This window comes from Paenarthrobacter sp. MSM-2-10-13, assembly GCF_011605365.1.
Taxonomy (GTDB): domain Bacteria; phylum Actinomycetota; class Actinomycetes; order Actinomycetales; family Micrococcaceae; genus Arthrobacter.
In genome coordinates, this window is record NZ_JAAOXO010000001.1 from 925,622 (window position 1) to 947,537 (window position 21,916).

Consider the following 21,916-nt stretch of genomic DNA (forward strand, 5'->3'; position numbering starts at 1 on the left):
GCTGAAAGGAATGCTGTGCTGCGCACACATGACCTCGGATCCCTTCGCTCCGAGCACATTGGACAAACCGTTACCCTGGCCGGCTGGGTGGGCCGCCGCCGTGATCACGGTGGCGTTGCATTCGTTGACCTGCGTGATGCCTCCGGTGTCGCCCAGGTGGTTGTCCGTGAGGAAGAGGTCTTCCACGGCCTTCGGAACGAGTACGTGCTGCAGGTGACGGGTACCGTCAACAAGCGTCCTGAAGGCAACGAGAACCCGGCTCTGGCCACGGGCGACATCGAGGTTATCGCGGACAACGTTGTTATCCTCAACACCTCCGAGCCTCTCCCGTTCCAGATTGACGAGCACGTGGAGGTCGGCGAGGAAGCCCGGCTCAAGCACCGTTACCTTGACCTTCGCCGCCCCGGCCCCGCACGCAACATGCGCCTGCGTTCAGAGGCAAACCGTGTGGCACGCGAACTGCTGCACCAGCGCGGATACGTCGAAATTGAGACACCTACGCTGACGCGTTCGACGCCGGAAGGCGCCCGCGACTTCGTGGTTCCGGCTCGTCTTGCCCCGGGTTCCTGGTACGCCCTGCCGCAGTCGCCGCAGCTTTTCAAGCAGCTCCTCCAAGTGGGCGGCTTCGAGAAGTATTACCAGATTGCCCGTTGTTACCGTGACGAGGACTTCCGTGCCGACCGTCAGCCGGAGTTCACGCAGTTGGACATCGAAGCCAGCTTCGTTGACCAAGATGATGTCATTGAGCTCGGTGAAGCGATCGTCAAGGCGTTGTGGCAGCTGATCGACGTCGAGATCCCCACGCCGATCCGCCGCATGACGTACCTGGACGCCATGGCCAAGTACGGCTCAGATAAGCCTGACCTGCGCTTCGGCGTCGAGCTGACTGAACTGACCGAGTTCTTCAAGGACACCAACTTTGGCGTCTTCAAGGCACCGTACGTTGGCGCCGTGGTCATGCCGGGCGGTGCTTCCCAGCCGCGGCGTACCTTGGACGGCTGGCAGGAATTTGCCAAGCAGCGTGGTCACAAGGGCCTGGCCTATGTCCTCTTCAAGGAAGACGGCGAATTGGCTGGCCCGGTGGCCAAGAACCTTACTGACGCCGAGCGCGAAGGTCTGGCGGACGCCGTTGGCGCCAAGCCCGGCGACTGCATCTTCTTCGCCGCCGGCGAGAAGTCCGCAGCCCGCGCCTTGCTCGGTGCTGCGCGAGTGGAAATCGGTCACCGTACCGGCCTGATCGATCCCAAGGACTGGGCTTTCGTCTGGATCGTGGACGCTCCCATGTTCGAGCCCGCTGCCGCAGCTGTCGCCTCCGGTGACGTCGCGGTGGGTGGGGGACAATGGACGGCTGTTCACCACGCCTTCACCTCGCCCAAGCCGGAGTTCCTGGACACCTTTGATAAGGACCCGGAGTCCGCTCTCTCCTACGCCTACGACATCGTCTGCAACGGCAACGAGATCGGCGGCGGTTCCATCCGTATCCATGAGCGCGAAGTGCAGGAACGCGTCTTCCAGCTCATGGGCCTGGACAAGGAAGACGCTGAAACCAAGTTCGGCTTCCTGCTGGAAGGCTTCAAGTACGGCGCGCCTCCGCACGGTGGAATGGCCTTGGGCTGGGACCGTGTGGTTGCTTTGCTCGCCGGAGTGGAGTCCATCCGCGACGTCATTGCCTTCCCGAAATCGGGCAACGGCTACGACCCCCTGACAGCTGCGCCGGCACCGATCACTCCCCAGCAGCGCAAGGAAGCGGGCGTCGACTTCAAGCCCGAGGCCAAGCCTGCCGCCAAGCCGGACACGAAGTCCGAGTAAACGGTAGCCAAAGGCTCTCCACCACGGTGGGGGGCCTTTGGTGTTCCCGCCGCCGAAACCCTCCTGTTGACGAAAAGGTGCCGCTGAATGGTGGAGCAAGCATTTTTGGAATCCCTCATGGACAAGGCCTGGCCTGCGCTGGAACGTGAAGATACGGGGGAGTGGGTCCTGCGTGCTTCGGGCGGTGTGACCCAGCGGGCCAATTCGGTGTGGCCAAGGAACCCTGCCGGTGGGCAGGAGGAAAGCCCGGGCATGGCGCAGTCCGTACGTGCTGCGGCGGAGTGGTACCGGCTTCGCCGGATTCCCTTGATCTTTCAGGTCTTTGACGACTCCCGCAGCGCCGCCCTTAATGCCTACCTGGATAGGCAGCGCTACACGCGGCAGTCGGCAACGAAGATCATGGTCCGGGGCACGGAATCTCTGCCGGTGGACTCCTCCGGCCGGGACGTTGAAATCACTGATGAACCATCCGAGGAATGGCTACGGGTGTGGTGGGCCGTCGACGGCCGGGGAGGCGACGCTGAACTGTCGGTCGCTCACAGGATTCTCAGCGCCTGCCCTGCGCTGTACGCACTGGTGAGGGACGACGACGGCGTCCCGGCCGCCGTAGGACGACTCGCTTTGGTTGGTGGCTGGGGCGGGATTTACAGCATGGCGACGTCAACAGGGCACCGGAGGCGCGGATACGGGACCACGGTTCTGGCGGCGTTGTTGAACGCAGGGACCCATCAAGATCTTGAAGGATTCTGGCTGCTGGTCACCGAGGCCAATCACGGAGCACAGCGGCTTTACTCCCACACCGGTTTCACTGACTACGGCAGCTACCTGTACCGGCAGGCACCTCTGAGGCGTGCGTCCAGCGGCTGCTAGTTCCGCGGCTGCTCCTCCGCCTGGTGTCAGGCCGGCGGATCAGTCACCGTAATGCGGACGGCGCAGGCGTCGGCAGCGCACTTTGCCAGCACTGATGCCTTTGGAGCCTGAACGTCCAGGAAGGCCAGGCGCGTACGCCCGGCAATGGTGCCAAGGAGGGGCTGGGCAAGAACCTGATCCACCAGTGCGCGGTCGCCGCCCGGGACAATGTACTCAACGCGGTGATCGTTGAAAATGCGCGCAGCGTGTTCTGCCGTGGCCTTGGCGTCGAGGAATCGGTTGCCGCTCTTCGAAGCGAGGATGGCGGACCCGCTAGCGGCGGCCAGGGCGTAACCGCCCTTGCGTACCAGCAGCAAGCCAAGCCCCCGTTCCTGGGCTGCCAGCGAAGCCATGCGGGCCACTTCGGTTGTTCCCCGGCCAGGACGCCCGTCGGCGGGCCAGGGTGCCTTCAGGAGCGCACTCGCACCATCGGCCGCCCTCAGAAGTACCCCGCCGTCGTCGAGGTCTTCGCCAACAGGACCATGGCTCGCCACAAAACGGTCCACCCAGCCCTGCAATCTGTCCGCGGGTACCAAAGCGGTCCGGCTGCCGGGCCTCTGACGAGGGGCAGATGATCGGCGATCCACGTCGATGTCTCCTTTGCTGGAACTATGAGTAGCCTATCCATGTGGAAGATCTCTTTGGTGCCGGTGCAGTGGATGACGACGAGTCCGAGGATCTGCCCGTGTCAGGGGGTCCCTCCGATGCTCACTGGATGGCTTCCCAGCGGAGTCCGCTCGCCGTCAGAATGCGCCCGCGTTCTCTTGACGAGGTAGTGGGGCAGCAGCATTTGCTGGGGCAGGGTTCGCCGTTGAGGCAGCTGGCCGCGGGTGCTGATGCCGCAGGCCCGGCGGGCCCAAGTTCGGTCATCCTGTGGGGTCCACCCGGCACTGGAAAGACGACGCTCGCCCATGTCATTGCTCGCGGACCGGGGCGTAAGTTCGTTGAATTGTCTGCCATCACCGCCGGCGTCAAGGATGTTCGCCGCGTTATGGACGATGCCTTGACTGCCCGCGACCTCTACAAGAAGACCACCGTGCTCTTCCTCGACGAGATCCATCGTTTCAATAAAGCCCAACAGGATGCCCTGCTCCCTGGTGTGGAAAATCGTTGGGTGGTGCTGGTGGCGGCCACCACGGAAAACCCGTCCTTCTCCGTGGTCTCGCCACTCCTGTCCCGCTCGCTACTGCTCACCCTGAAGCCGCTCACCGATGACGACATTTCGGGTTTGCTGCAGCGGGCCGTGGCTGACGCCCGTGGCCTTGCCGGCCGCGTTGAACTCAGTTCCGAGGCGCTGGACCATTTGGTCCGCCTCTCCGGAGGGGACGCCCGGAGGGCTCTGACAGCGTTGGAAGCCGCTGCCGGAGTAGCCTTCGGTGACTCAGCCGCCGTCGAGATTTCCGACGACGATTCGACAGGAACTGATGAGTTCAGCGACACCGACGGCGAAACCGGGCTCGCGAAGGACAGCCTTCCTGAGGCTCCCGTGCTGGTGGAGCTCCGCCACACAGAACGTGCCCTTGATGCTGCGGCCGTTCGCTACGACCGCGCCGGCGATCAGCACTACGATGTGGCCAGCGCGTTCATCAAGTCCATTAGGGGCTCGGATGTCGATGCTGCTTTGCATTATTTGGCGCGGATGCTTGAAGCCGGTGAGGACCCGAGGTTTGTTGCACGGCGGATCGTGATCTCCGCTGCGGAAGATATTGGAATGGCCGATCCCACGGCGCTGCAGACCGCGGTGGCCGCAGCGCAGGCAGTGCAACTGATCGGCATGCCGGAGGGCAGGATTGTGCTGGCTGAGGCGGTGGTTCACCTGGCCACAGCACCCAAGTCCAACGCCGCGTACATGGGTTTGAACAAAGCCGTGGCAGATGTTCGTGCCGGATTCGGCGGTGGCATCCCCATGCACCTGCGCGATGCGCACTACCCGGGGGCAAAGCAGTTGGGTCACGGCAAGAGCTACAAGTACGCCCACGATGAACCACACGGCGTGGCAACCCAGCAGTATCCACCGGATGACCTGGTGGGTAAGGACTATTACCAACCCACTGGTAACGGAGCCGAACGCGATATCGCCGCCAGGCTGGAACGGCTCCGCAAAATCGTGCGCGGGGAGTAGGGCCCTGATCACGACGCCTGCAGATGATAGCCCTGCCCATGGTAGGCTTGATCCTTGTCTGGCATGGCCTGACGCACAATCCCACTGAAGATTCCTTCAATAGAGCTGTGCGCCCGGGCTAGTAGCAAGAGGTAGCGGTTGGCCGATGCTCTCCCTGATGGAGGCCAGTAACACTGACACACCGCAGTAATTGGAAGGACACAAGTGGCTAACAACACTCGTGCTCGCCGTACCGCACGTCTTTCGCGTGCACTCGGCATTGCTCTGACCCCCAAGGCCGCCAAGTACATGGAGCGCCGCCCGTACGGCCCCGGTGAGCATGGCCGTGCCCGCAAGAAGCAGGACTCCGACTACGCCGTACGTCTGCGCGAAAAGCAGCGTCTGCGCGCCCAGTACGGCATCCGCGAAGCCCAGATGACCCGCGCCTTCGAAGAAGCACGCCGCACCAAGGGCCTCACCGGTGAAAACCTGGTTGAGCTCCTCGAAATGCGTCTGGACGCCCTGGTGCTCCGTGCAGGCTTCGCCCGCACCATCGCACAGGCCCGCCAGCTGGTTGTGCACCGCCACATCATGGTTGACGGCGTCCGCGTGGACCGCCCGTCCTTCCGCGTTGGCGAAGGCCAGCTCATCCACGTTCACAGCCGCTCCGAGGTTATGCCCCCGTTCCAGGTGGCAGCTGCTGGCGCACACGTGCTCAACAACGTGCCGGCATACCTGGACGTCAAGATTGACGCCCTCCAGGCCCGCCTGGTTCGTCGCCCGAAGCGCTCCGAGGTCCCCGTGATCTGTGAAGAGCAGCTCGTCGTCGAATTCTACGCTCGCTAAATTTCAGCAGCGCATACAGAGAAGCCCGTGGCACACGCCGCGGGCTTCTTTGTATGTAAGGTACCGGGCCAATATAGGTAAGGTACTGGGGGAGGCCTTGCCCAAAGCCCGGAATCGGCTGGTGCGAGGCAGCGAAACGATCCAAGGAGAAGAGTTCTATGTCTGGTGGCGACATCGCCGGCCTCATCGCAGCAGGAGTGTTTGCACTCCTCGTCCTGCTTTTGGCCGTGCCCATTTTGAAGCTGGGTGGCGTTTTTGACGAAGTGCGGACCTCCATCCGTTCCATCAGCGATGGCGCCACGCCCCTGATGGATGAAGTGACTGCCACGGTGACCACCACCAACCAGCAGTTGAAGAAAGTTGACGGCATTGCCTCCAACGTCTCTGATGCCTCGGCCAACATCTCCGCGTTGTCCTCGCTTGTAGCAGCAACGGTAGGTTCACCCTTGATTAAGGTGGCTGCCTTCAGCTACGGCGTCCGTTCGGCGTTTGCTGGACGCCGCACCACCTCCTCCGGCCGCCGCAGCCGCTGACCCAACCAGCCGCTTCCCCAATCAGCCGCTGAACTACAGGGAGACCTCATGAAACGAATTGTGTGGATGGGCATCGGCGTCGCCATCGGCGTCATCGCCTTCCGTAAGATCACCGAAGCCCAGGCCAATCTTGGTCCGGAAGGGCTGAACCGGGCTGTTGGCCGGATGGCTGATGGCCTGTTCGACTTTGCCGATGCGGTGCGTACGGGGACGCACCAACGCGAAGAGGAATTGCGGGCCGCGTTGGGTATCGACGACGCCGTATCGTCGCGGCTCTAGCGGAGCGGTTCGCCCCCGCGCCCTCAACAGGGCAGAATGGAAAGCTGCGGAACGGCACCAGCCGGTACCGCGCACATCGTGTGCAGTGAATTGAGAAGGGTAAGTAATCAGCTAATGAAGTCGCAGGAGATCACCAAGCGCTGGGTGGACTTTTTTGTCAACAAGGGCCACACCGCCGTTCCCTCCGCGTCGCTCGTTTCCAGCGACCCGTCACTTCTCTTCACTGTGGCCGGAATGGTGCCTTTCATTCCCTACCTCACTGCGCGCGAAGAGCCTCCCTACAGCCGTGCCACAAGCGTCCAGAAGTGCATCCGCACCGGAGACATCGAAGAAGTAGGCAAGACTGCCCGCCACGGCACGTTCTTCCAGATGTGCGGCAACTTTTCCTTTGGAGATTACTTCAAGGAAGACGCCATCAAGTTCGCTTTCGAGCTGCTGACCACCAGCGTTGATGACGGCGGTTACGGACTTCCTGCCGAGCGCCTCTGGGTGACTGTCTACGAAGAGGATGACGAAGCCAAAGAACTCTGGCTCAAGAACACCGGCATTCCTGCCGAGCGTATCCAGCGCATGGGCAAGGCCGACAACTACTGGTCCACCGGACAGCCCGGCCCGGCCGGTCCCTGCTCTGAGATCTACTACGACCGCGGCCCTGCTTACGGCATCGAAGGCGGCCCCCTGGCCGACGAAACCCGCTACATCGAAATCTGGAACCTCGTGTTCATGCAGTACCAGATCGAAAACGTCCGCTCCAAGGTGGACTTCGACATCGTCGGTGAACTGCCGCAGAAGAACATCGACACCGGCCTGGGCATGGAGCGTCTTGCGATGATCCTCCAGGGTGTTGAAAACATGTACGAGACCGACCAGGTCCGTCCTGTGATCGATAAAGCCGCTGAATTGTCCGGCCGCGAGTACACCTCAGCTGAATCCCCGGATGATCCGCACCACACCGACGATGTCCGCATGCGCGTTGTTGGTGACCATATTCGTTCTGCCCTGATGCTCATTGCTGATGGCGTCGCACCGTCCAATGAAGGCCGCGGCTATGTGTTGCGCCGCCTGATTCGCCGCGCCGTCCGCGCCATGCGCCTGCTCGGCGTCGAAAAAGCCTGCCTGCCGGAGCTGCTCCCTGCCTCCCGTGACGCCATGAAGGGTGTCTACCCGGTGGTGGAGACCGACTTCGCGCGCATCAGCCGCATTGCCTACGCCGAAGAAAAGGCATTCCTGCGCACCATCGCTTCAGGTACGGCACGATTGGAAGATGCTGTAGCGGAGTCTAAGGCTGCCGGCGTTCCCCTTTCCGGTGCTGACGCCTTTGCCTTGCACGATACGTACGGATTCCCGATCGATCTGACCCTGGAAATGGCCGAGGAAGCCGGCCTCAAGGTGGACGAGGCAGGCTTCCGTGCTCTCATGCTCGAGCAGCGCCAGCGTGCCCAAGCCGATGCGAAGGGCAAGAAGGGTGGCCACGCCGACCTCAGCGCCTATCAGGAGCTTCTGGGTAAGGGCGAATCGGTCTTCACCGGATACAACGAACTTGAGGGCGAAGCAAAGGTCCGCGGCATCGTCAGCGGTGGCCGGCCGGTAGCCCACGCTTCCACCGGCGAGGAAATCGAGCTTGTCCTCAACGAGACCCCGTTCTATGCCGAAGCTGGTGGCCAGTCTGCTGACACCGGCCTCATCACCGGTGACGGGTTCGTGGTGGAGGTCCTGGACGTGCAGCGTCCCATCAAGGGGCTCAGCGTGCACAAGGCGATTGTCCGCGAAGGTGAGATCGCTTCCGATGCCTTGGTGCGCGCCGCCGTCGATCGTGAACGTCGTCACGCTGCTGAGCAGGCCCACACCGGCACGCACATTGTGCATGCTGCATTGCACCAGATCCTCGGCCCTGAAGCTACCCAGCGCGGTTCCTTCAACAAGGCCGGATACCTGCGCTTTGACTTCGCCTGGGGCGAAGGCCTCAGCACAGCAACGCGGTCTGAAATTGAAGAGGTCTCCAACATCGCCATCCGGAATAACTACCGGGTTGACACCAAGGTGATGGGGCTCGCCGAAGCCAAGGCGCTGGGCGCTATGGCTTTGTTCGGGGAAAACTACGGCAGCGAAGTGCGCGTGGTGGAGATCGACGGCGCGTGGTCCCGTGAGTTGTGCGGCGGTACCCACGTGGCAAATACGTCCCTGATCGGCAGCCTTTCCCTGCTGGGCGAGCAGTCTGTTGGCTCGGGAAACCGCCGTGTTGAGGCCTTTGTTGGCTTGGACGCCTTCCGCCATCTGGCGGCAGAGCGGGCTCTGGTTTCCGAGCTTACGGATTTGCTGAAAGTTCCATCCGGACAGCTTGCTGACCGCATCTCCAGCACCCTGAACAAGCTCAAGGCTGCGGAGAAGGAGCTTGATCGCCTCCGCAAAGAGCAGCTCGCCGCAGCGGCCGCAAACCTTACGGGTACTGCCAAGGATGCTGCCGGTGTTCGGGTTGTAGCCCACGACGCCGGCCAGGTGGGCGGCGCTGATGATCTGCGCAACCTTGCCCTCGATCTCCGCAATCGTCTTGGCTCGGAAGCCTCCACCGTGGCTGTTGCAGGTGTCAGCAATGACCGTCCCGTCATACTGATTGCCACCAACGAGGCTGCCCGCGAAGCAGGGGTAAAGGCCGGAGCGCTGGTGCGTTTGGCAGCAGGGATTCTCGGCGGCGGCGGCGGTGGCAAGGACGATGTCGCCCAGGGCGGCGGCACCGACGCTGGGAAGGTCTCTGAGGCCCTCACAGCGGTGGTGGATGCGATTGCCAAGCGCTGACGGTGGATTCCAGTTCTGACAGTGACGTCTACCCCCATGGCATCAAGCTGGGGGTAGACGTCGGTACCGTTCGGGTGGGTCTGGCCATCTGCGATCCGGACGGGATCCTGGCCACGCCGTTCAAGACGGTTGGCCGGGACAGCAAGAAAAATTCCGATGTGCGGGTAGTCGTCAAACTCGCTGTCGAACTGCCGGCGGTACAGATTTTTGTGGGCCTTCCCCGCACCATGAAGGGCGAGGAACGTGCGTCCGCGCAGATGGCCATGGACTATGCGGATCTCCTTACCAGCGAGCTTCAACGTGCTGGTTTGGACGTTCCCGTAAACCTCGTCGATGAGCGACTTTCAACTGTTACGGCACACCGCAACCTGCACGAAGCTGGCATGAGCAGCAAGAACCACCGTAAAGTGGTTGATCAGGTTGCCGCTGCTGGAATACTGCAGCACGCAATCGACATGCAAAAAGCCAGAGGAACGGACGTTGGCCGCCGAGTGCAGGCACCGGTGCAGTCCGAAAAACCCAGCAGTGCCCCAACGCTGCGGGCTGCCTCCGGTAGTGAATCCGATTCTTCTAAGAGGGGACTGCAACTGTGAGCCCGGTCAACAACGACCCCTCAAGCGGCACCGCCGGCGGCGGTATGCCGCTCACCCGCAAAGAGCTGCGGGCGCGTGAACGATTCCTCGCCACGCAGAACCACAATGTGGTACCCGTTCCCGAAGCGACTCCGGGGGAGGCGACTCCCTCGGCGGAGGGTGAGCCCGAGTTGCCCCGACCAGTCCCTGCGGTACAGCCTGCCCCGGGGGTTAAGCCCGCCCCGGCGGATACTCCTGCCGCTGTTGCACCCCCAACGCCTGTGGCACCGCCAACGCCAGTTGCACCGCCGACTCCAGTTGCACCGCCAACGTCCGCAGCGTCCCCGTCGCAGGCCCAGTCGCCTGTTGTTGTGGCTGATGATGCCCCGGTTCATATGGTTGAAGCGCACGATGAGCCCTATGGGCATCAGCAGGACCGCCAGCAACAAGACGTCCAGGAACAACACGATCAGGAGCAACACGTCCCCTCTTTCGAGCAGGGCGGGGTTGATCACGGAGATACTCCGCACGGTAATCTTCACCCCGATGATGCCCATCACGGTGATGTGGAACATGAAGCCCTTTCGGCAGAGCATCCCGAAGCACACGCCGACGGCCACGAGTACGCTGAACACGATGCCCACTACCAGCTCGGCATCCATGACGAACTCCACAATGACGTTCTTCTTCATGACGAGCACCCCCATGACCTCATTGCCTCCGCGGCGAGTCCGGCGTCCAAGGCTGCCGCGAAAAGAGCCCGGCGTCGGCGTCGTGTTGTGGCTCTTCTGATCACGCTGGGTGTCTTCGTAGCCGCAATAGCCATTGGTGCGCAGTTCCTGAAGCCCTTGCTGGGTATGGACAAAGTGACTGATTACCCCGGCCCGGGCACGGGGTCGGTAACCATCACGGTGCCCGAAGGCTCCGGTCCCAAGGCTGTTGCAAACGATCTGGTTGCAAATCGCGTGGTTGCCGATTCCGATGCTTTCGTCAAGGAGTTCCTCAACGAAGGCGGCGAACTCTCGCCTGGATCCTTCACTTTCCGGACTGAGATGAAGAATTCGGATGCTGTGGCCGTCCTGGTGAACAAGGACGCATCCAAGGTGATGTACTTTGCGCTGAGCGCGGGCCTGCGTATCAATGAATCCCTGGAGGCTATCTCCAAGGGTTCGGGCATTCCCATGCAGGAGCTCAACGCCTTGAATCAGGCACCCGGGCAGTTTGGTGTTCCCCCCAAGGCCAAGAGCCTGGAAGGCTTCCTCGCTCCGGGCGAATATCGGTTCGAACTCGGTACATCCGCCAAGGACATCATCCGGAAGCTGGTGACCACCACCCTCGATGAACTCAAGGCCCAAGGCGTTACCGACCCCGCCAAGCAGTACGACACCGTGACCATCGCCAGCATTGTTCAGGCCGAAGGTGGTCAGGCGGACTACGGAAACGTGGCTGGAGCAATTTACAACAGGCTCAAGCCCAACAACGTTGAGACCAGCGGCCTGATCCAGTCTGATGCCACGGTGACGTACGGTCTGGGCAAGAAGTCGTTCCACCTCACTGAGGAGGAAAAGGCTGATAAGTCCAACGCCTACAACACCTACGCCAACGTTGGGCTTCCGGTAGGGCCCATTGGCTCGCCGGGCAAAACGGCCATTGATGCTGCGGCCAAACCCACCCAGAACGATTACCTCTACTGGGTGACCATCAACCTGGACACCAAGGAGACCAAGTTCTCCAAGACGTTGGCTGAGCACAACACCTATGTTGAGCAATACAACGCGTGGTGCCAGGCTAATGCGGGACGGTGTGTGTGAGTCGTCGTGCCGCAGTCCTGGGGCACCCGATTTCACATTCGAAGTCTCCGGCACTGCACTGCGCTGCTTATGCAAAGTTGGGTGTGGACATCTACTACTCGGCGATCGACGTCACTGTTGAGAGGCTCCCATCGTTCATGGAGTCACTTCGCGGTGATGACGCCTGGTGCGGCCTTTCAGTGACCATGCCGTTGAAGTCGGCCATGGTCAAGGAAGTGGACGAAGTCCGCGGCGCCGGCGCCCATCTTGGTGTCATCAACACAGTCGTTTTCGAGCGCGACGCCGGACAGGTGCGTCGGGTGGGGTACAACACCGATGTGGCTGGCATCGTCGAAGCGGTCCGCTATGCGGGCGTGGTTGCCGCACCTCATGCGGCCATCCTTGGCGGTGGCGGCACATCGGCTGCGGCCGTCGCTGCTGCGCAGGAACTAGGCGCCCACCACGTCGACGTTTTCGTTCGTGATGCGGGACGGGCCGGGGATGCGAGAGCCGCCGCGGCCGCCGCCGGAATTTCCCTTGCCGTCCGGCCCTTGACGGAAGCGGCATCTGCTGTGGCCGGGACGGACCTGGTCATCTCCACGTTTCCACCCCGTGCCGCCGATTCCTTGGCGGAGGAGCTGGCGGCGCTGCCCGGCAGCGGCGCCGGGGTCCTGCTGGATGTCGCTTACGATCCCTGGCCAAGCCGCCTGGCGGAAGTGTGGCAACGCCATGGGGGAGCGGTGGTCCCGGGCCTGGAGATGCTGATGTACCAGGCGGCCGAGCAGATCAGGCGCTTTAGCGGCTGTGACGTCGACGCCGCCGTCATAGATGTGATGTGCGACTCAGTCGGGCTTCCCCGGCGAGTGTTCTAGACGCCCTACATGGCAGGATTGGTTATATGTTGCGTTGGTTGACTGCCGGTGAATCCCATGGTCCGGCCCTGATCGGAATTGTTGAAGGCGTGCCTGCCGGTGTTGAACTCACCAGCGGGCAGATTCGTGACGCGCTGGCGCGTCGCCGCCTGGGCTATGGACGTGGTGCCCGCATGAAGTTTGAGCAGGACGAGGTCACCATCATGGGTGGTGTCAGGCATGGTCTTACCCAAGGCGGCCCTGTGGCCATCCAGGTTGGGAACACCGAGTGGCCCAAATGGGAGCAGATCATGTCAGCTGATCCTGTGGACCCTGAAGTCCTCGCCGATCAGGCCCGCAACGCACCGCTGACCCGTCCACGCCCTGGGCACGCAGATTTCACCGGTATGCAAAAATACGGCTTTGACGAAGCCCGCCCGGTCCTCGAGCGTGCCAGCGCGCGCGAAACGGCCACACGCGTGGCCCTTGGTACCGTTGCCGCCCAGTTCCTGAAGCAGCTGGGCATCGAATTGGTCAGCCATACCGTGTCCATTGCCAGCGTGACCGTTCCCGAGGGCAGGCCCCTTCCGTTGCCGAGGGACGTCATAGCCCTCGACGCCGACCCCTTGCGATGCTTCGACCGCGAGACCTCTAATGCGATGGTGGCAGAGGTGGATGCCGCGCACAAAGAAGGCGAGACGCTGGGTGGCGTGGTAGAGGTACTGGCTTACGGCCTTCCGCCGGGACTGGGCAGCTACGTCCACTGGGATCGTCGACTGGACTCCCGTCTGGCCGCCGCGCTGATGGGCATCCAGGCCATCAAGGGCGTGGAAGTAGGCGATGGATTCCTGACGGCGGCCCGCCGTGGATCTGCTGCCCATGATGAGATCCTCAAGGATGACAACGGCAAGATCGTTCGCCAGACCAACCGAGCCGGTGGCATCGAGGGCGGCATGAGCATTGGTGAAGTGCTTCGCGTCCGGGCTGCCATGAAGCCGATCGCCACAGTCCCGCGCGCGTTGCGCACCATTGACGTCAGCACCGGGGAGCCTGCCAAGGCACATCACCAGCGTTCGGATGTTTGTGCAGTGCCCGCAGCCGGCGTTGTGGCCGAAGCCATGGTGGCATTGGTGCTGGCTGAGGCTGTGGCCGAGAAATTCGGTGGTGATTCTGTGCCTGAGACCCAGCGCAACCTGCAAAGCTACCTTGAAAGCATCCCGGCTACCTTGGACACGGTCGGCCGGTAGTGGTCCGCTCTATCCCGGATGGCCGGCCCATAGTTCTGGTTGGACCCATGGCCGTCGGAAAATCGGCGATAGGTCAGCAGCTGGCCCATCAGATGCGTCTGCCTTTTGTGGACACTGATGCTGTGGTTGTTGCCGCCCATGGCAGCATTGCCGATATTTTCGCAGGCAGGGGAGAACACGCCTTCCGCGAGATTGAAGCGCGGGCTGTGGCCAAGGCCATCGAGTCCGCGAAGATCGATCCGGCCATTATTTCCCTCGGCGGCGGAGCAGTGCTCGACTCCGGGACCCAGCAATTGTTGGGGGAGTGCACCGTGGTCTATCTGGAGTGTGATGCGGAAACGGTCGCTGACAGAATTGCGCGCAACACCGGCCGGCCCTTGCTGCAGGGTGACGCCATGACCCGTTGGGAGGCCTTGTTCGCCACCCGACGTCCGGTTTATGAGCGTCTAGCAGACATTGTCATGGATGTCCGTACCGGATCCGTGGCTGAAATCGGCCTCCACTTGGAGGAGCGGCTGCTCCAGCATGCAGCCTTGAAAGAGGAAGTTGAAAAGTGAGCACCGAAGCAACTGTCATCAAGGTGACCGGCCAGTCCGTTAATGAAAACTACGACGTCGTGGTGGGCCGGGGCCTGTTGGGCACCCTGCCGGCGAAGCTGGGCGAACGTGTCCGCCGCGTTCTGGTGATCCACCCGCGGGCGCTTCGCCTGACCGGCGATACTGTGCGGGACGAGCTCGAAGCTGCAGGCTTCACTGCGCTCACGGCCGAAATCCCGGACGCCGAAGAAGGCAAGCACATCCAGGTGGCGGCGTTCTGCTGGCAGGTGCTGGGTCAGAACGACTTCACTCGATCTGATGCCATCGTGGCTGTCGGCGGCGGTGCTGTGACTGACCTTGCCGGCTTTGTGGCTGCAACCTGGCTTCGAGGGGTCAAAGTCATCCATATGCCAACGAGCCTTCTCGGCATGGTGGATGCCTCGGTGGGTGGCAAGACCGGCATCAATACTGCCGAGGGCAAGAACCTGGTGGGCTCTTTCCACCCGCCGGCTGCTGTCCTGGCTGACCTTGACACTCTTCAGACCCTGCCGAAGAACGAGCTCATTTCCGGAATGGCAGAGGTGATCAAATGCGGTTTCATCGCAGATCCGGCCATCCTTGACCTCGTCGAAAAGAACACCGACGCCGTGATGGACCCCGGATCGGATGTTGTCCGGGAGCTTATCGAACGTGCCATCGCTGTGAAGGCGGAGGTCGTCTCCCAGGACCTGAAGGAATCGGGCCTCCGCGAAATCCTGAACTACGGGCACACCCTGGGCCATGCCATCGAACTCGTGGAACGCTACTCGTGGCGTCACGGTGCCGCTGTATCCGTGGGCATGATGTTTGCAGCCGAGTTGTCGCGAAGCGTGGGCCGTTTGTCCGACGCTGACGCCGACCGGCACCGCACTATTCTGGAAAGCCTCGGTCTGCCCACCACCTACCGCAAGGACCGCTGGCAAGGCCTTCTTGATGGGATGCGCCGGGATAAGAAGTCCCGTGGTGACCTGCTCCGGTTTGTTGTCCTCGATGGCGTGGCCAAACCGGGCATTCTGGAAGTTCCTGACACCTCGCTCCTGTTTGCCGCCTACCAGGAGATCGCATCATGACCGTCACTCTTCGTGAAGGCGTCAGCGACTGGCCAACAGCCGGATTCCCGGGAGTCCGCCTGAACCCGGACACTTTGCTGCCAGTGGTTGTCAATGAGGAAGCCATGGAGTCCGCCCTTGCGGCCTCGGAGGACCCTGCAGATCGCATCATGGCCCTTCTTCTGGACAATCAGCCCAAGGAGGCAGCGGAGCTCCTGGCTGAGGCCCGCTACAAAGATCCGGAGTCGTTCCGGTTGAGGATTTTTGAGGCCGAAGTCCATCGGGCAACCAACCGGCTGGACCGTGCTGTCCAGTTGTTCAGGCACCTGTTGCAGGATGTCCAGGGCAGCCCGAAGGAAGCTATTGTGCACCAGTATCTTGGCCGGGCATATTTCGTCAGCGGCAACGCACTGGCAGCGTCCGAAGAATTCGCCAGGGCCTTGGACCTGCGAGTAGCCATGGCAGCTGATGCTGCGCTGATATATTCCTCAGCTGTTGCCCTTCAGAGGGCACGGAATGTGCTGGAACTCGCTTCCTGAAGCCGGGTGGAACACTCCCCGCAAGCCTTTGGCACATTTGCCGGTAGAATGGTTCTTGGATTTTTGATAAATACGCGCTGGCGGGCCGATTGGTACGCCTGCTTGGCATAGATAGCTGGCAGTCAGAACCAGTGCGATAACCAGAGGATACGAGTGGCAACCACAAACGACATCAAGAACGGGACCGTACTGAAGCTCGAGGGCCAGCTCTGGAACATCATCGAGTTCCAGCACGTCAAGCCAGGCAAGGGCGGTGCCTTCGTCCGTACCAAGATGCGCAATGTCATGTCCGGCAAGGTGGTTGACAAGACCTTCAACGCCGGCCTGAAGATTGAAACCGCTACGGTGGACCGCCGCGATTACCAGTACCTGTACCAGGACGGCGAAGACTTCGTGTTCATGGATACCCAGGACTACGACCAAATCACCGTATCGGGTGCCACGGTGGGCGACGCCACAAACTTCATGCTTGAGAACCAGATGGTCAACATCGCCATCCATGAGGGCACGCCGCTGTACATTGAACTGCCCCCGAGTGTTGTCCTCGAAATCACCTACACGGAGCCGGGCCTTCAGGGCGACCGCTCCTCGGCAGGCACCAAGCCTGCAACTGTCGAGACCGGTTACGAAATCCAGGTTCCGCTGTTCGTTGAGCAGGGCACCAAGGTCAAGGTCGACACCCGCGATGGCAGCTACTTGGGCCGGGTCAACGACTAGTGAGCGCACGCGGTAAAGCCCGTAGCAGGGCTCTTGAAGTACTTTTCGAGGCGGAGCAGCGTTCCGTTTCGGCTTTCGACGCGATGACAGCGCGGCGGGAGAAGACCGACCTTGTCATCAACCCCTACACGGTGGAAATCGTCGAGGGTGTTGTTTCCATGCAGGCAACCATCGATGAGTTCCTGCAGACGTACGCCCAAGGCTGGACGTTGGAGCGGATGCCCTCGGTTGACCGCATCATCCTTCGTATTGGCGCATGGGAACTTCTCTACAATGACGAGGTTCCCGACGGCGTAGCCGTCAGCGAAGCTGTGGCTCTCGCGAAGACCATGTCCACGGACGAGTCGCCTGCCTTCATCAATGGGCTGCTTGGCCGGCTCCAGAAGCTGAAGCCCTCGCTCCTGGCATAAGGAGTTGTTGGCCGCTGAAGAACCCGCATCCACTGGATGCGGGTTCTTTTGTGTTTACTGGAGGACCGCTGCCCTAAGCGTTGGGATCTTCCTGAGGAGCTCGAACTCGTCATGCTGATGGACATGGACGTCGCGACCGCTGAGAATCCGTTGGCGGGTAAATGCCAGGGCTGTGGCCCCTTTGATGAAGGCCCTCATCTGCGCACCACGCCCGCGCGAGGACGCCCACCCAATGGCGTGCCGTCGGCCTCGGGAGGTACCCAGCATCTCCACTTCTGCGGGAGTAAACCAGCCTGCCCGGGCATATTCGAGGAGACGTTGCCGGGTAAGTTTTCCTTCGGCAACCCTGAGGAGGATGATGCCCACTGCTGCCACCAGGAAGATCGGGACCTGGACCACAAAGTACTCCACCAGGAAGTTCTGTCCCATGCTGTTCCAACGGTTGTGCAGGAACATCGCAGGCAACAAGCCGATGAAGAAGGCCAGGACCGCGTACCCCGAATGCCATTTGCGGGCAGCGAAACCCATGATCAGTCCGGTTGTACCCGTGAAAACTGCGTGCGCGAAGGGCGACATGACACCCCGGAGGATGAAGATCCGGATGAGGTCAGTGCTTGGATCTGATGATGAGGCTATTTCGCGGCCGAAGTAGAGGATGTTCTCCGTGAAGGCAAAGCCCGCGGCAATGGTGAAGGCAAACACCACCCCATCAACAGGTCCGTCAAAATATTTGCGTGCTGCCAGGATCAGGACCAGCAACCCCAGCGACTTGGTGAATTCCTCCACGATGGGGGCTTGGACCGTTGCCATGAAGTAGGTGAATGCTTCTTCGCTGGAGGTGGGAGCTGCAAGTGCGAAGAGCGGCTGGATAAGCAGTGTCCCGGCAATGGAAACCGCGGCACCCCACGTGAAAGCGAACCACAGGAGCCTTTTTGGTTCGGGTTCCCAGCGATCTATCAGGCGTACCGTCAGCAGCACTACGGAGAGTGGAATCAGTGAGGCAATGAAGCCGATGACAAACCCGCTGATGCCGGTGTTGCCGAGGAGAAACGGCACCACCAGGAACAGGCTGCCGAGGACCAGCACGGTTGCTCCGATGAGTAAAGGGAGCGTCCCCCAGGACCGGCGAGGCTGCGGCGCTGGCGGCATGGCCCAGGTTTGCTGTGGGAGCGTCGTCGGGTTGCCGGGGGCCGGTTGGTAATTACCGGGCTGGACGCGGCCAATCCACGTGGGGTTGGCGCCAGGTTCCAGGTAAGGACGCGGATAAGGTTGTCCGCCTGGTTGGCCGTGGTGGTTCATGGTCATGGGCAAGAGCCTATTCCACAGCACGGAGTGTGAGCTTAAACTCACGCGTCACTGGGGTCCCCGCTGAGGTGGGAAAGGGGCGCTGTGGTAGTTTTGAAAAGCAAATATTCCTTTTTTAATTCCGTCCCGTGAGGCGGGGAAAGGGGAGACGAGCGATGACTGAAGTCACTTCAGCACACGTGCCGTCGCGGGTTGTCCTCAATCAGGCGGACATTGATCGTGCGCTCACTCGTATCGCCCACGAGATCCTCGAAGCCAACAAAGGCTCCCAGGACCTGGTCCTGTTGGGCATTCCAAGCCGGGGCTACCCTCTGGCCGTGCGGCTTGCCAACAAGATCGCAGCAGCCGACCCCACGGTGAACGCCGACACTATGGTTGGCCAGTTGGATGTCACCATGTTCCGTGACGACCTCTCACATCAGCCCACACGGCCCCCACGCCACACCCGGCTTCCACTCTCAGGCATAGACAACAAGGTTGTTGTCCTGATCGACGACGTCCTGTACTCAGGCAGGACCATTCGAGCCGCTTTGGACGCCTTGGTCGATCTTGGCCGCCCGCGGATTGTCCGCCTGGCTGTGCTGGTGGACAGGGGACACCGCGAGCTTCCCATCCGGGCAGATCACGTGGGAAAGAACCTGCCCACTTCCTCATCGGAAAAGGTCCGGGTCCACCTCGAGGAGATCGACTCCGTGGACGGCGTGCCCGTCAACGAGGTAGTTATTGAGGCCGGCAAGTGAAACATCTCCTTTCCACCGACAACCTCAGCCTTTTCGACGCCATCCGGGTTCTGGACACGGCAGAAGAAATGTCCGCCGTCGGCGAGCGTGAGGTTAAGAAGCTCCCGGCCCTGCGCGGCCGCACCGTGGTGAACCTCTTCTTCGAGGACTCCACCCGTACCCGTATCTCCTTTGAAGCAGCAGCCAAGCGACTGTCAGCCGATGTCATTAACTTCGCCGCCAAGGGATCCTCGGTATCCAAGGGAGAGTCCCTCAAGGACACTGCACAGACGCTGGCAGCCATGGGCGCGGACGCTGTCGTCATCCGCCACTGGGCCTCCGGCGCGCCGCACCGGCTTGCAGCCACTGACTGGATTGATGCAGCAGTCATCAACGCCGGCGATGGTACCCATGAGCACCCTACCCAGGCATTGCTGGATGCTTTCACCATGCGTCGGCACTGGTCACGGGTCAATGGCATTGAGTCCACGGGCGCAGACCTCAAAGGGATGCGCGTAGCGATTGCCGGCGATGTCCTGCACTCCCGCGTTGCCCGTTCCAATGTCTGGTTGCTCAAGACCCTCGGCGCCGAGGTCACGTTGGTGGCGCCACCCACCCTGCTGCCCATCGGCGTCGAGCACTGGCCTTGCAAGGTCAGCTACAACCTGGATGAGACGTTGGAAGCGGGCGTTGACGCCATGATGATGCTGCGTGTCCAGGGTGAGCGCATGAACGCATCGTTCTTCCCCTCTACCCGCGAGTACTCGCGCCGCTGGGGTTTCGACGACGCAAGGCTCCGCGCCTTGGATGATCTCGGTATGAAGGACACCATCATCATGCACCCCGGCCCCATGAACCGGGGTCTGGAGATTTCATCGGCAGCCGCAGATTCGCCGCGTTCAACTGTTCTCGCCCAGGTGCGAAACGGTGTTTCGGTCCGTATGGCCGCTCTTTACCTGCTGCTCTCCGGGGATTCCCGTGAAGCCGTTCCGAACGCAAGCCAGTCCAGCAAGGAGACCAACTGATGGCCCAGAACAGCTACCTGATTCGTGGGGCCGCCATCCTCGGCGGCGCAGCTGAAGACCTCTTGATCCGCGACGGTGTCATTGAAGCCCGCGGTACGGACTTGTCTGCGGACGACGCAACAGAGATCGACGCCCAGGGCCTCGTTGCACTGCCCGGCATGGTGGACGTGCACACCCACTTGCGCGAACCCGGCCGCGAAGACGCCGAAACAGTGGAGACCGGCACCCGCGCTGCCGCCCTGGGCGGTTTCACAGCTGTCCATGCCATGGCCAACAGCAACCCGGTGGCTGATACTGCCGGCGTCGTGGAGCAGGTTCATAGCCTTGGCCGAGCATCGGGCTGGGTGGACGTCCGCCCCGTCGGTGCGGTCACTGTAGGTTTGGCGGGCGAGCAACTGGCAGAGCTGGGCGCCATGGCGGACTCCCGCGCCCAGGTCCGGATGTTCTCCGACGACGGCATCTGCGTCCACGATCCCGTGCTTATGCGCCGTGCATTGGAGTACGTCAAAGCGTTCGACGGCGTAGTGGCCCAGCACGCGCAGGAACCGCGCCTCACCGCCGGGGCACAGATGAATGAAGGCGCGGTGTCGGCCGTGCTTGGACTCACCGGCTGGCCCGCTGTTGCCGAGGAAAGCATCATCGCCCGCGACGTTCTGCTTGCCCAGCATGTTGGTTCCCGCCTCCATGTGTGCCACGTCTCCACGGCGGGTTCCGTGGAGATCGTTCGCTGGGCCAAGGCCCGTGGAATCAATGTCACCGCCGAGGTCACTCCGCACCACCTGCTGCTCACTGATGAGCTGGTCCGCAGCTACGACCCCGTCTACAAAGTCAACCCCCCGCTGCGCACCGATGCCGACGTGCAGGCGCTCCGGGAGGGCCTGGCCGACGGCACCATCGACGTCGTGGGAACAGACCACGCCCCGCACCCCAGCGAGCATAAGGAATGCGAATGGGCGCAGGCAGCCATGGGCATGACCGGTCTTGAAACCGCGCTGTCCGTGGTGCAGGAGACCATGATCGAAACCGGCCTCATGACGTGGGCTGATTTCGCCAGGGTTACCTCGTTCACCCCTGCAGTCATTGGGCGCGTTGCCGATCAGGGCCGTCCCTTGGAGGTTGGCGAACCTGCCAATGTCATCCTGGTGGACCCGGCTGCGCGTTGGACTGTTGACCCGCATAAAATGGCAACCATGGGCCGCAATTCACCGTTCAAGGGCAAGGAGCTGCCCGGATCCGTGGTGGCAACCTTCTTCAAAGGCCACCCCACGGTCCTCGATGGCCAGCTCAACACGCCTTACAGGTACCCGGCGGTCGGCAGCAACTAATGGACAACCAAACACTGACCGTGCTCATCACGGTGCCGCTGATTGTCATCGTCCTGGCGATGATCTGGCTGGGATGGCGGAACCGGTTAAGGCGACAAGCCGACGTCGAACGCCTCCCCGAGGTGCCGAAGCAGCTGACGCCGGCCACGGTAGTGGCAGACGGCCAATACGTGGCCACCACAACGGCCGGCGATTGGCTGGACCGGATAGCAGTCCAAGGCCTGGGTATCCGCACCAACGCTGAACTGAGCATCCACACCGAAGGTGTGCTGTTCGATCGAGCCGGTGCCGCTCCGGTCTTCATCCCGCGCTCAGCTCTGGTCGACAGCCGGGAAACCAATGGCATGGCCGGAAAATTCGTCGAAAAAGACGGACTCCTGGTCATCAACTGGAAGCTTGGCTCCCGGGAACTGGACACCGGATTCCGTTCCAGGCACGCAGCCGACAAGCAGCTCCTCCTCGAAGCCCTCCAAGAATTGATCTCCGCAGCCCCTCAGGCAGAAGCCGATAGTGGAAAGTAAT

Annotated in this window: 22 protein-coding genes; 20 read left to right on the forward strand and 2 right to left on the reverse strand. The window is 61.8% G+C overall.

All coding sequences use genetic code 11. The features are described from left to right. The first annotated feature begins 15 nt into the window (after window positions 1-15). Together aspS and HAV21_RS04440 are read left to right on the forward strand one after the other, a co-directional pair. Window positions 16-1,809, forward strand: coding sequence for an aspartate--tRNA ligase (gene aspS / locus HAV21_RS04435; RefSeq protein WP_142939067.1), 1,794 nt, complete (start codon window positions 16-18; stop codon window positions 1,807-1,809). 87 nt (window positions 1,810-1,896) lie between these two features. Beyond that, on the forward strand, window positions 1,897-2,679 hold the full coding sequence (locus HAV21_RS04440; protein WP_166840608.1) for a GNAT family N-acetyltransferase: 783 nt from the start codon (window positions 1,897-1,899) through the stop codon (window positions 2,677-2,679). Between the two features lie 26 nt (window positions 2,680-2,705). Here the strand turns inward: HAV21_RS04440 and HAV21_RS04445 are convergent, their stop codons facing one another. Beyond that, window positions 2,706-3,305: a Vms1/Ankzf1 family peptidyl-tRNA hydrolase gene (locus tag HAV21_RS04445; RefSeq protein ID WP_166840610.1), complete on the reverse strand. Its 600-nt coding sequence runs from the start codon at window positions 3,303-3,305 to the stop codon at window positions 2,706-2,708. A gap of 41 nt (window positions 3,306-3,346) precedes the next feature. Between HAV21_RS04445 and HAV21_RS04450 the strand changes: the two genes are divergently transcribed. From HAV21_RS04450 to nusB, 14 genes are all read left to right on the forward strand, one after another. After that, complete coding sequence (locus HAV21_RS04450) at window positions 3,347-4,840, forward strand: replication-associated recombination protein A (RefSeq protein WP_166840612.1); 1,494 nt, start codon at window positions 3,347-3,349, stop codon at window positions 4,838-4,840. Between the two features lie 204 nt (window positions 4,841-5,044). After that, window positions 5,045-5,665, forward strand: coding sequence for a 30S ribosomal protein S4 (rpsD, locus tag HAV21_RS04455; protein ID WP_142939071.1), 621 nt, complete (start codon window positions 5,045-5,047; stop codon window positions 5,663-5,665). A 158-nt stretch (window positions 5,666-5,823) separates the two neighbouring features. Continuing rightward, entirely contained in the window at window positions 5,824-6,198 is a 375-nt protein-coding gene (locus HAV21_RS04460) for a DUF948 domain-containing protein (RefSeq protein WP_142939072.1), read from the forward strand. A 48-nt stretch (window positions 6,199-6,246) separates the two neighbouring features. Beyond that, complete coding sequence (locus tag HAV21_RS04465) at window positions 6,247-6,477, forward strand: hypothetical protein (protein ID WP_208095847.1); 231 nt, start codon at window positions 6,247-6,249, stop codon at window positions 6,475-6,477. A 114-nt stretch (window positions 6,478-6,591) separates the two neighbouring features. After that, a complete protein-coding gene (alaS, locus tag HAV21_RS04470) occupies window positions 6,592-9,270 on the forward strand; it encodes an alanine--tRNA ligase (RefSeq protein ID WP_166840614.1) in 2,679 nt (892 codons plus the stop codon). 2 nt (window positions 9,271-9,272) lie between these two features. Continuing rightward, entirely contained in the window at window positions 9,273-9,863 is a 591-nt protein-coding gene (ruvX, locus tag HAV21_RS04475; protein WP_166840616.1) for a Holliday junction resolvase RuvX, read from the forward strand. Next, entirely contained in the window at window positions 9,860-11,653 is a 1,794-nt protein-coding gene (mltG, locus tag HAV21_RS04480) for an endolytic transglycosylase MltG (RefSeq protein ID WP_166840618.1), read from the forward strand. Before ruvX ends, mltG begins: the two co-directional genes overlap by 4 nt. Continuing rightward, the gene (locus HAV21_RS04485; protein ID WP_166840620.1) at window positions 11,650-12,504 is read left to right on the forward strand and encodes a shikimate dehydrogenase; all 855 of its coding nucleotides are present in this window, start codon (window positions 11,650-11,652) and stop codon (window positions 12,502-12,504) included. The genes mltG and HAV21_RS04485 overlap by 4 nt, the downstream gene beginning before the upstream one ends. Before the next feature lie 26 nt (window positions 12,505-12,530). Further along, window positions 12,531-13,730: a chorismate synthase gene (gene aroC, locus HAV21_RS04490; protein ID WP_142939077.1), complete on the forward strand. Its 1,200-nt coding sequence runs from the start codon at window positions 12,531-12,533 to the stop codon at window positions 13,728-13,730. A 47-nt stretch (window positions 13,731-13,777) separates the two neighbouring features. Further along, the gene (locus HAV21_RS04495) at window positions 13,778-14,287 is read left to right on the forward strand and encodes a shikimate kinase (RefSeq protein ID WP_208095849.1); all 510 of its coding nucleotides are present in this window, start codon (window positions 13,778-13,780) and stop codon (window positions 14,285-14,287) included. Next, a complete protein-coding gene (aroB, locus tag HAV21_RS04500; protein ID WP_166840622.1) occupies window positions 14,284-15,375 on the forward strand; it encodes a 3-dehydroquinate synthase in 1,092 nt (363 codons plus the stop codon). Before HAV21_RS04495 ends, aroB begins: the two co-directional genes overlap by 4 nt. Further along, window positions 15,372-15,893 (forward strand): tetratricopeptide repeat protein, encoded by a 522-nt coding sequence (locus tag HAV21_RS04505; RefSeq protein ID WP_142939080.1) that lies wholly within the window; start codon window positions 15,372-15,374, stop codon window positions 15,891-15,893. The genes aroB and HAV21_RS04505 overlap by 4 nt, the downstream gene beginning before the upstream one ends. 153 nt (window positions 15,894-16,046) lie before the next feature. Next, a complete protein-coding gene (gene efp / locus HAV21_RS04510; protein ID WP_011774957.1) occupies window positions 16,047-16,610 on the forward strand; it encodes an elongation factor P in 564 nt (187 codons plus the stop codon). Further along, window positions 16,610-17,020, forward strand: coding sequence for a transcription antitermination factor NusB (gene nusB / locus HAV21_RS04515; protein WP_011774956.1), 411 nt, complete (start codon window positions 16,610-16,612; stop codon window positions 17,018-17,020). Before efp ends, nusB begins: the two co-directional genes overlap by 1 nt. A gap of 54 nt (window positions 17,021-17,074) precedes the next feature. Here the strand turns inward: nusB and HAV21_RS04520 are convergent, their stop codons facing one another. Further along, a complete protein-coding gene (locus HAV21_RS04520) occupies window positions 17,075-18,370 on the reverse strand; it encodes a PrsW family intramembrane metalloprotease (protein ID WP_166840624.1) in 1,296 nt (431 codons plus the stop codon). A 110-nt stretch (window positions 18,371-18,480) separates the two neighbouring features. Here HAV21_RS04520 and pyrR point away from each other — a divergent pair, with 110 nt between their 5' ends. From pyrR to HAV21_RS04540, 4 genes are read left to right on the forward strand one after another with little or no spacing between them, the layout of a single operon-like run. Then, window positions 18,481-19,065: a bifunctional pyr operon transcriptional regulator/uracil phosphoribosyltransferase PyrR gene (gene pyrR / locus HAV21_RS04525; RefSeq protein ID WP_024816826.1), complete on the forward strand. Its 585-nt coding sequence runs from the start codon at window positions 18,481-18,483 to the stop codon at window positions 19,063-19,065. Then, window positions 19,062-20,069: an aspartate carbamoyltransferase catalytic subunit gene (locus HAV21_RS04530; protein ID WP_166840626.1), complete on the forward strand. Its 1,008-nt coding sequence runs from the start codon at window positions 19,062-19,064 to the stop codon at window positions 20,067-20,069. The genes pyrR and HAV21_RS04530 overlap by 4 nt, the downstream gene beginning before the upstream one ends. Further along, entirely contained in the window at window positions 20,069-21,394 is a 1,326-nt protein-coding gene (locus tag HAV21_RS04535; protein WP_166840627.1) for a dihydroorotase, read from the forward strand. The genes HAV21_RS04530 and HAV21_RS04535 overlap by 1 nt, the downstream gene beginning before the upstream one ends. Further along, window positions 21,394-21,915, forward strand: coding sequence for a hypothetical protein (locus tag HAV21_RS04540; protein WP_166840629.1), 522 nt, complete (start codon window positions 21,394-21,396; stop codon window positions 21,913-21,915). Before HAV21_RS04535 ends, HAV21_RS04540 begins: the two co-directional genes overlap by 1 nt. Window position 21,916 lies beyond the last annotated feature (1 nt).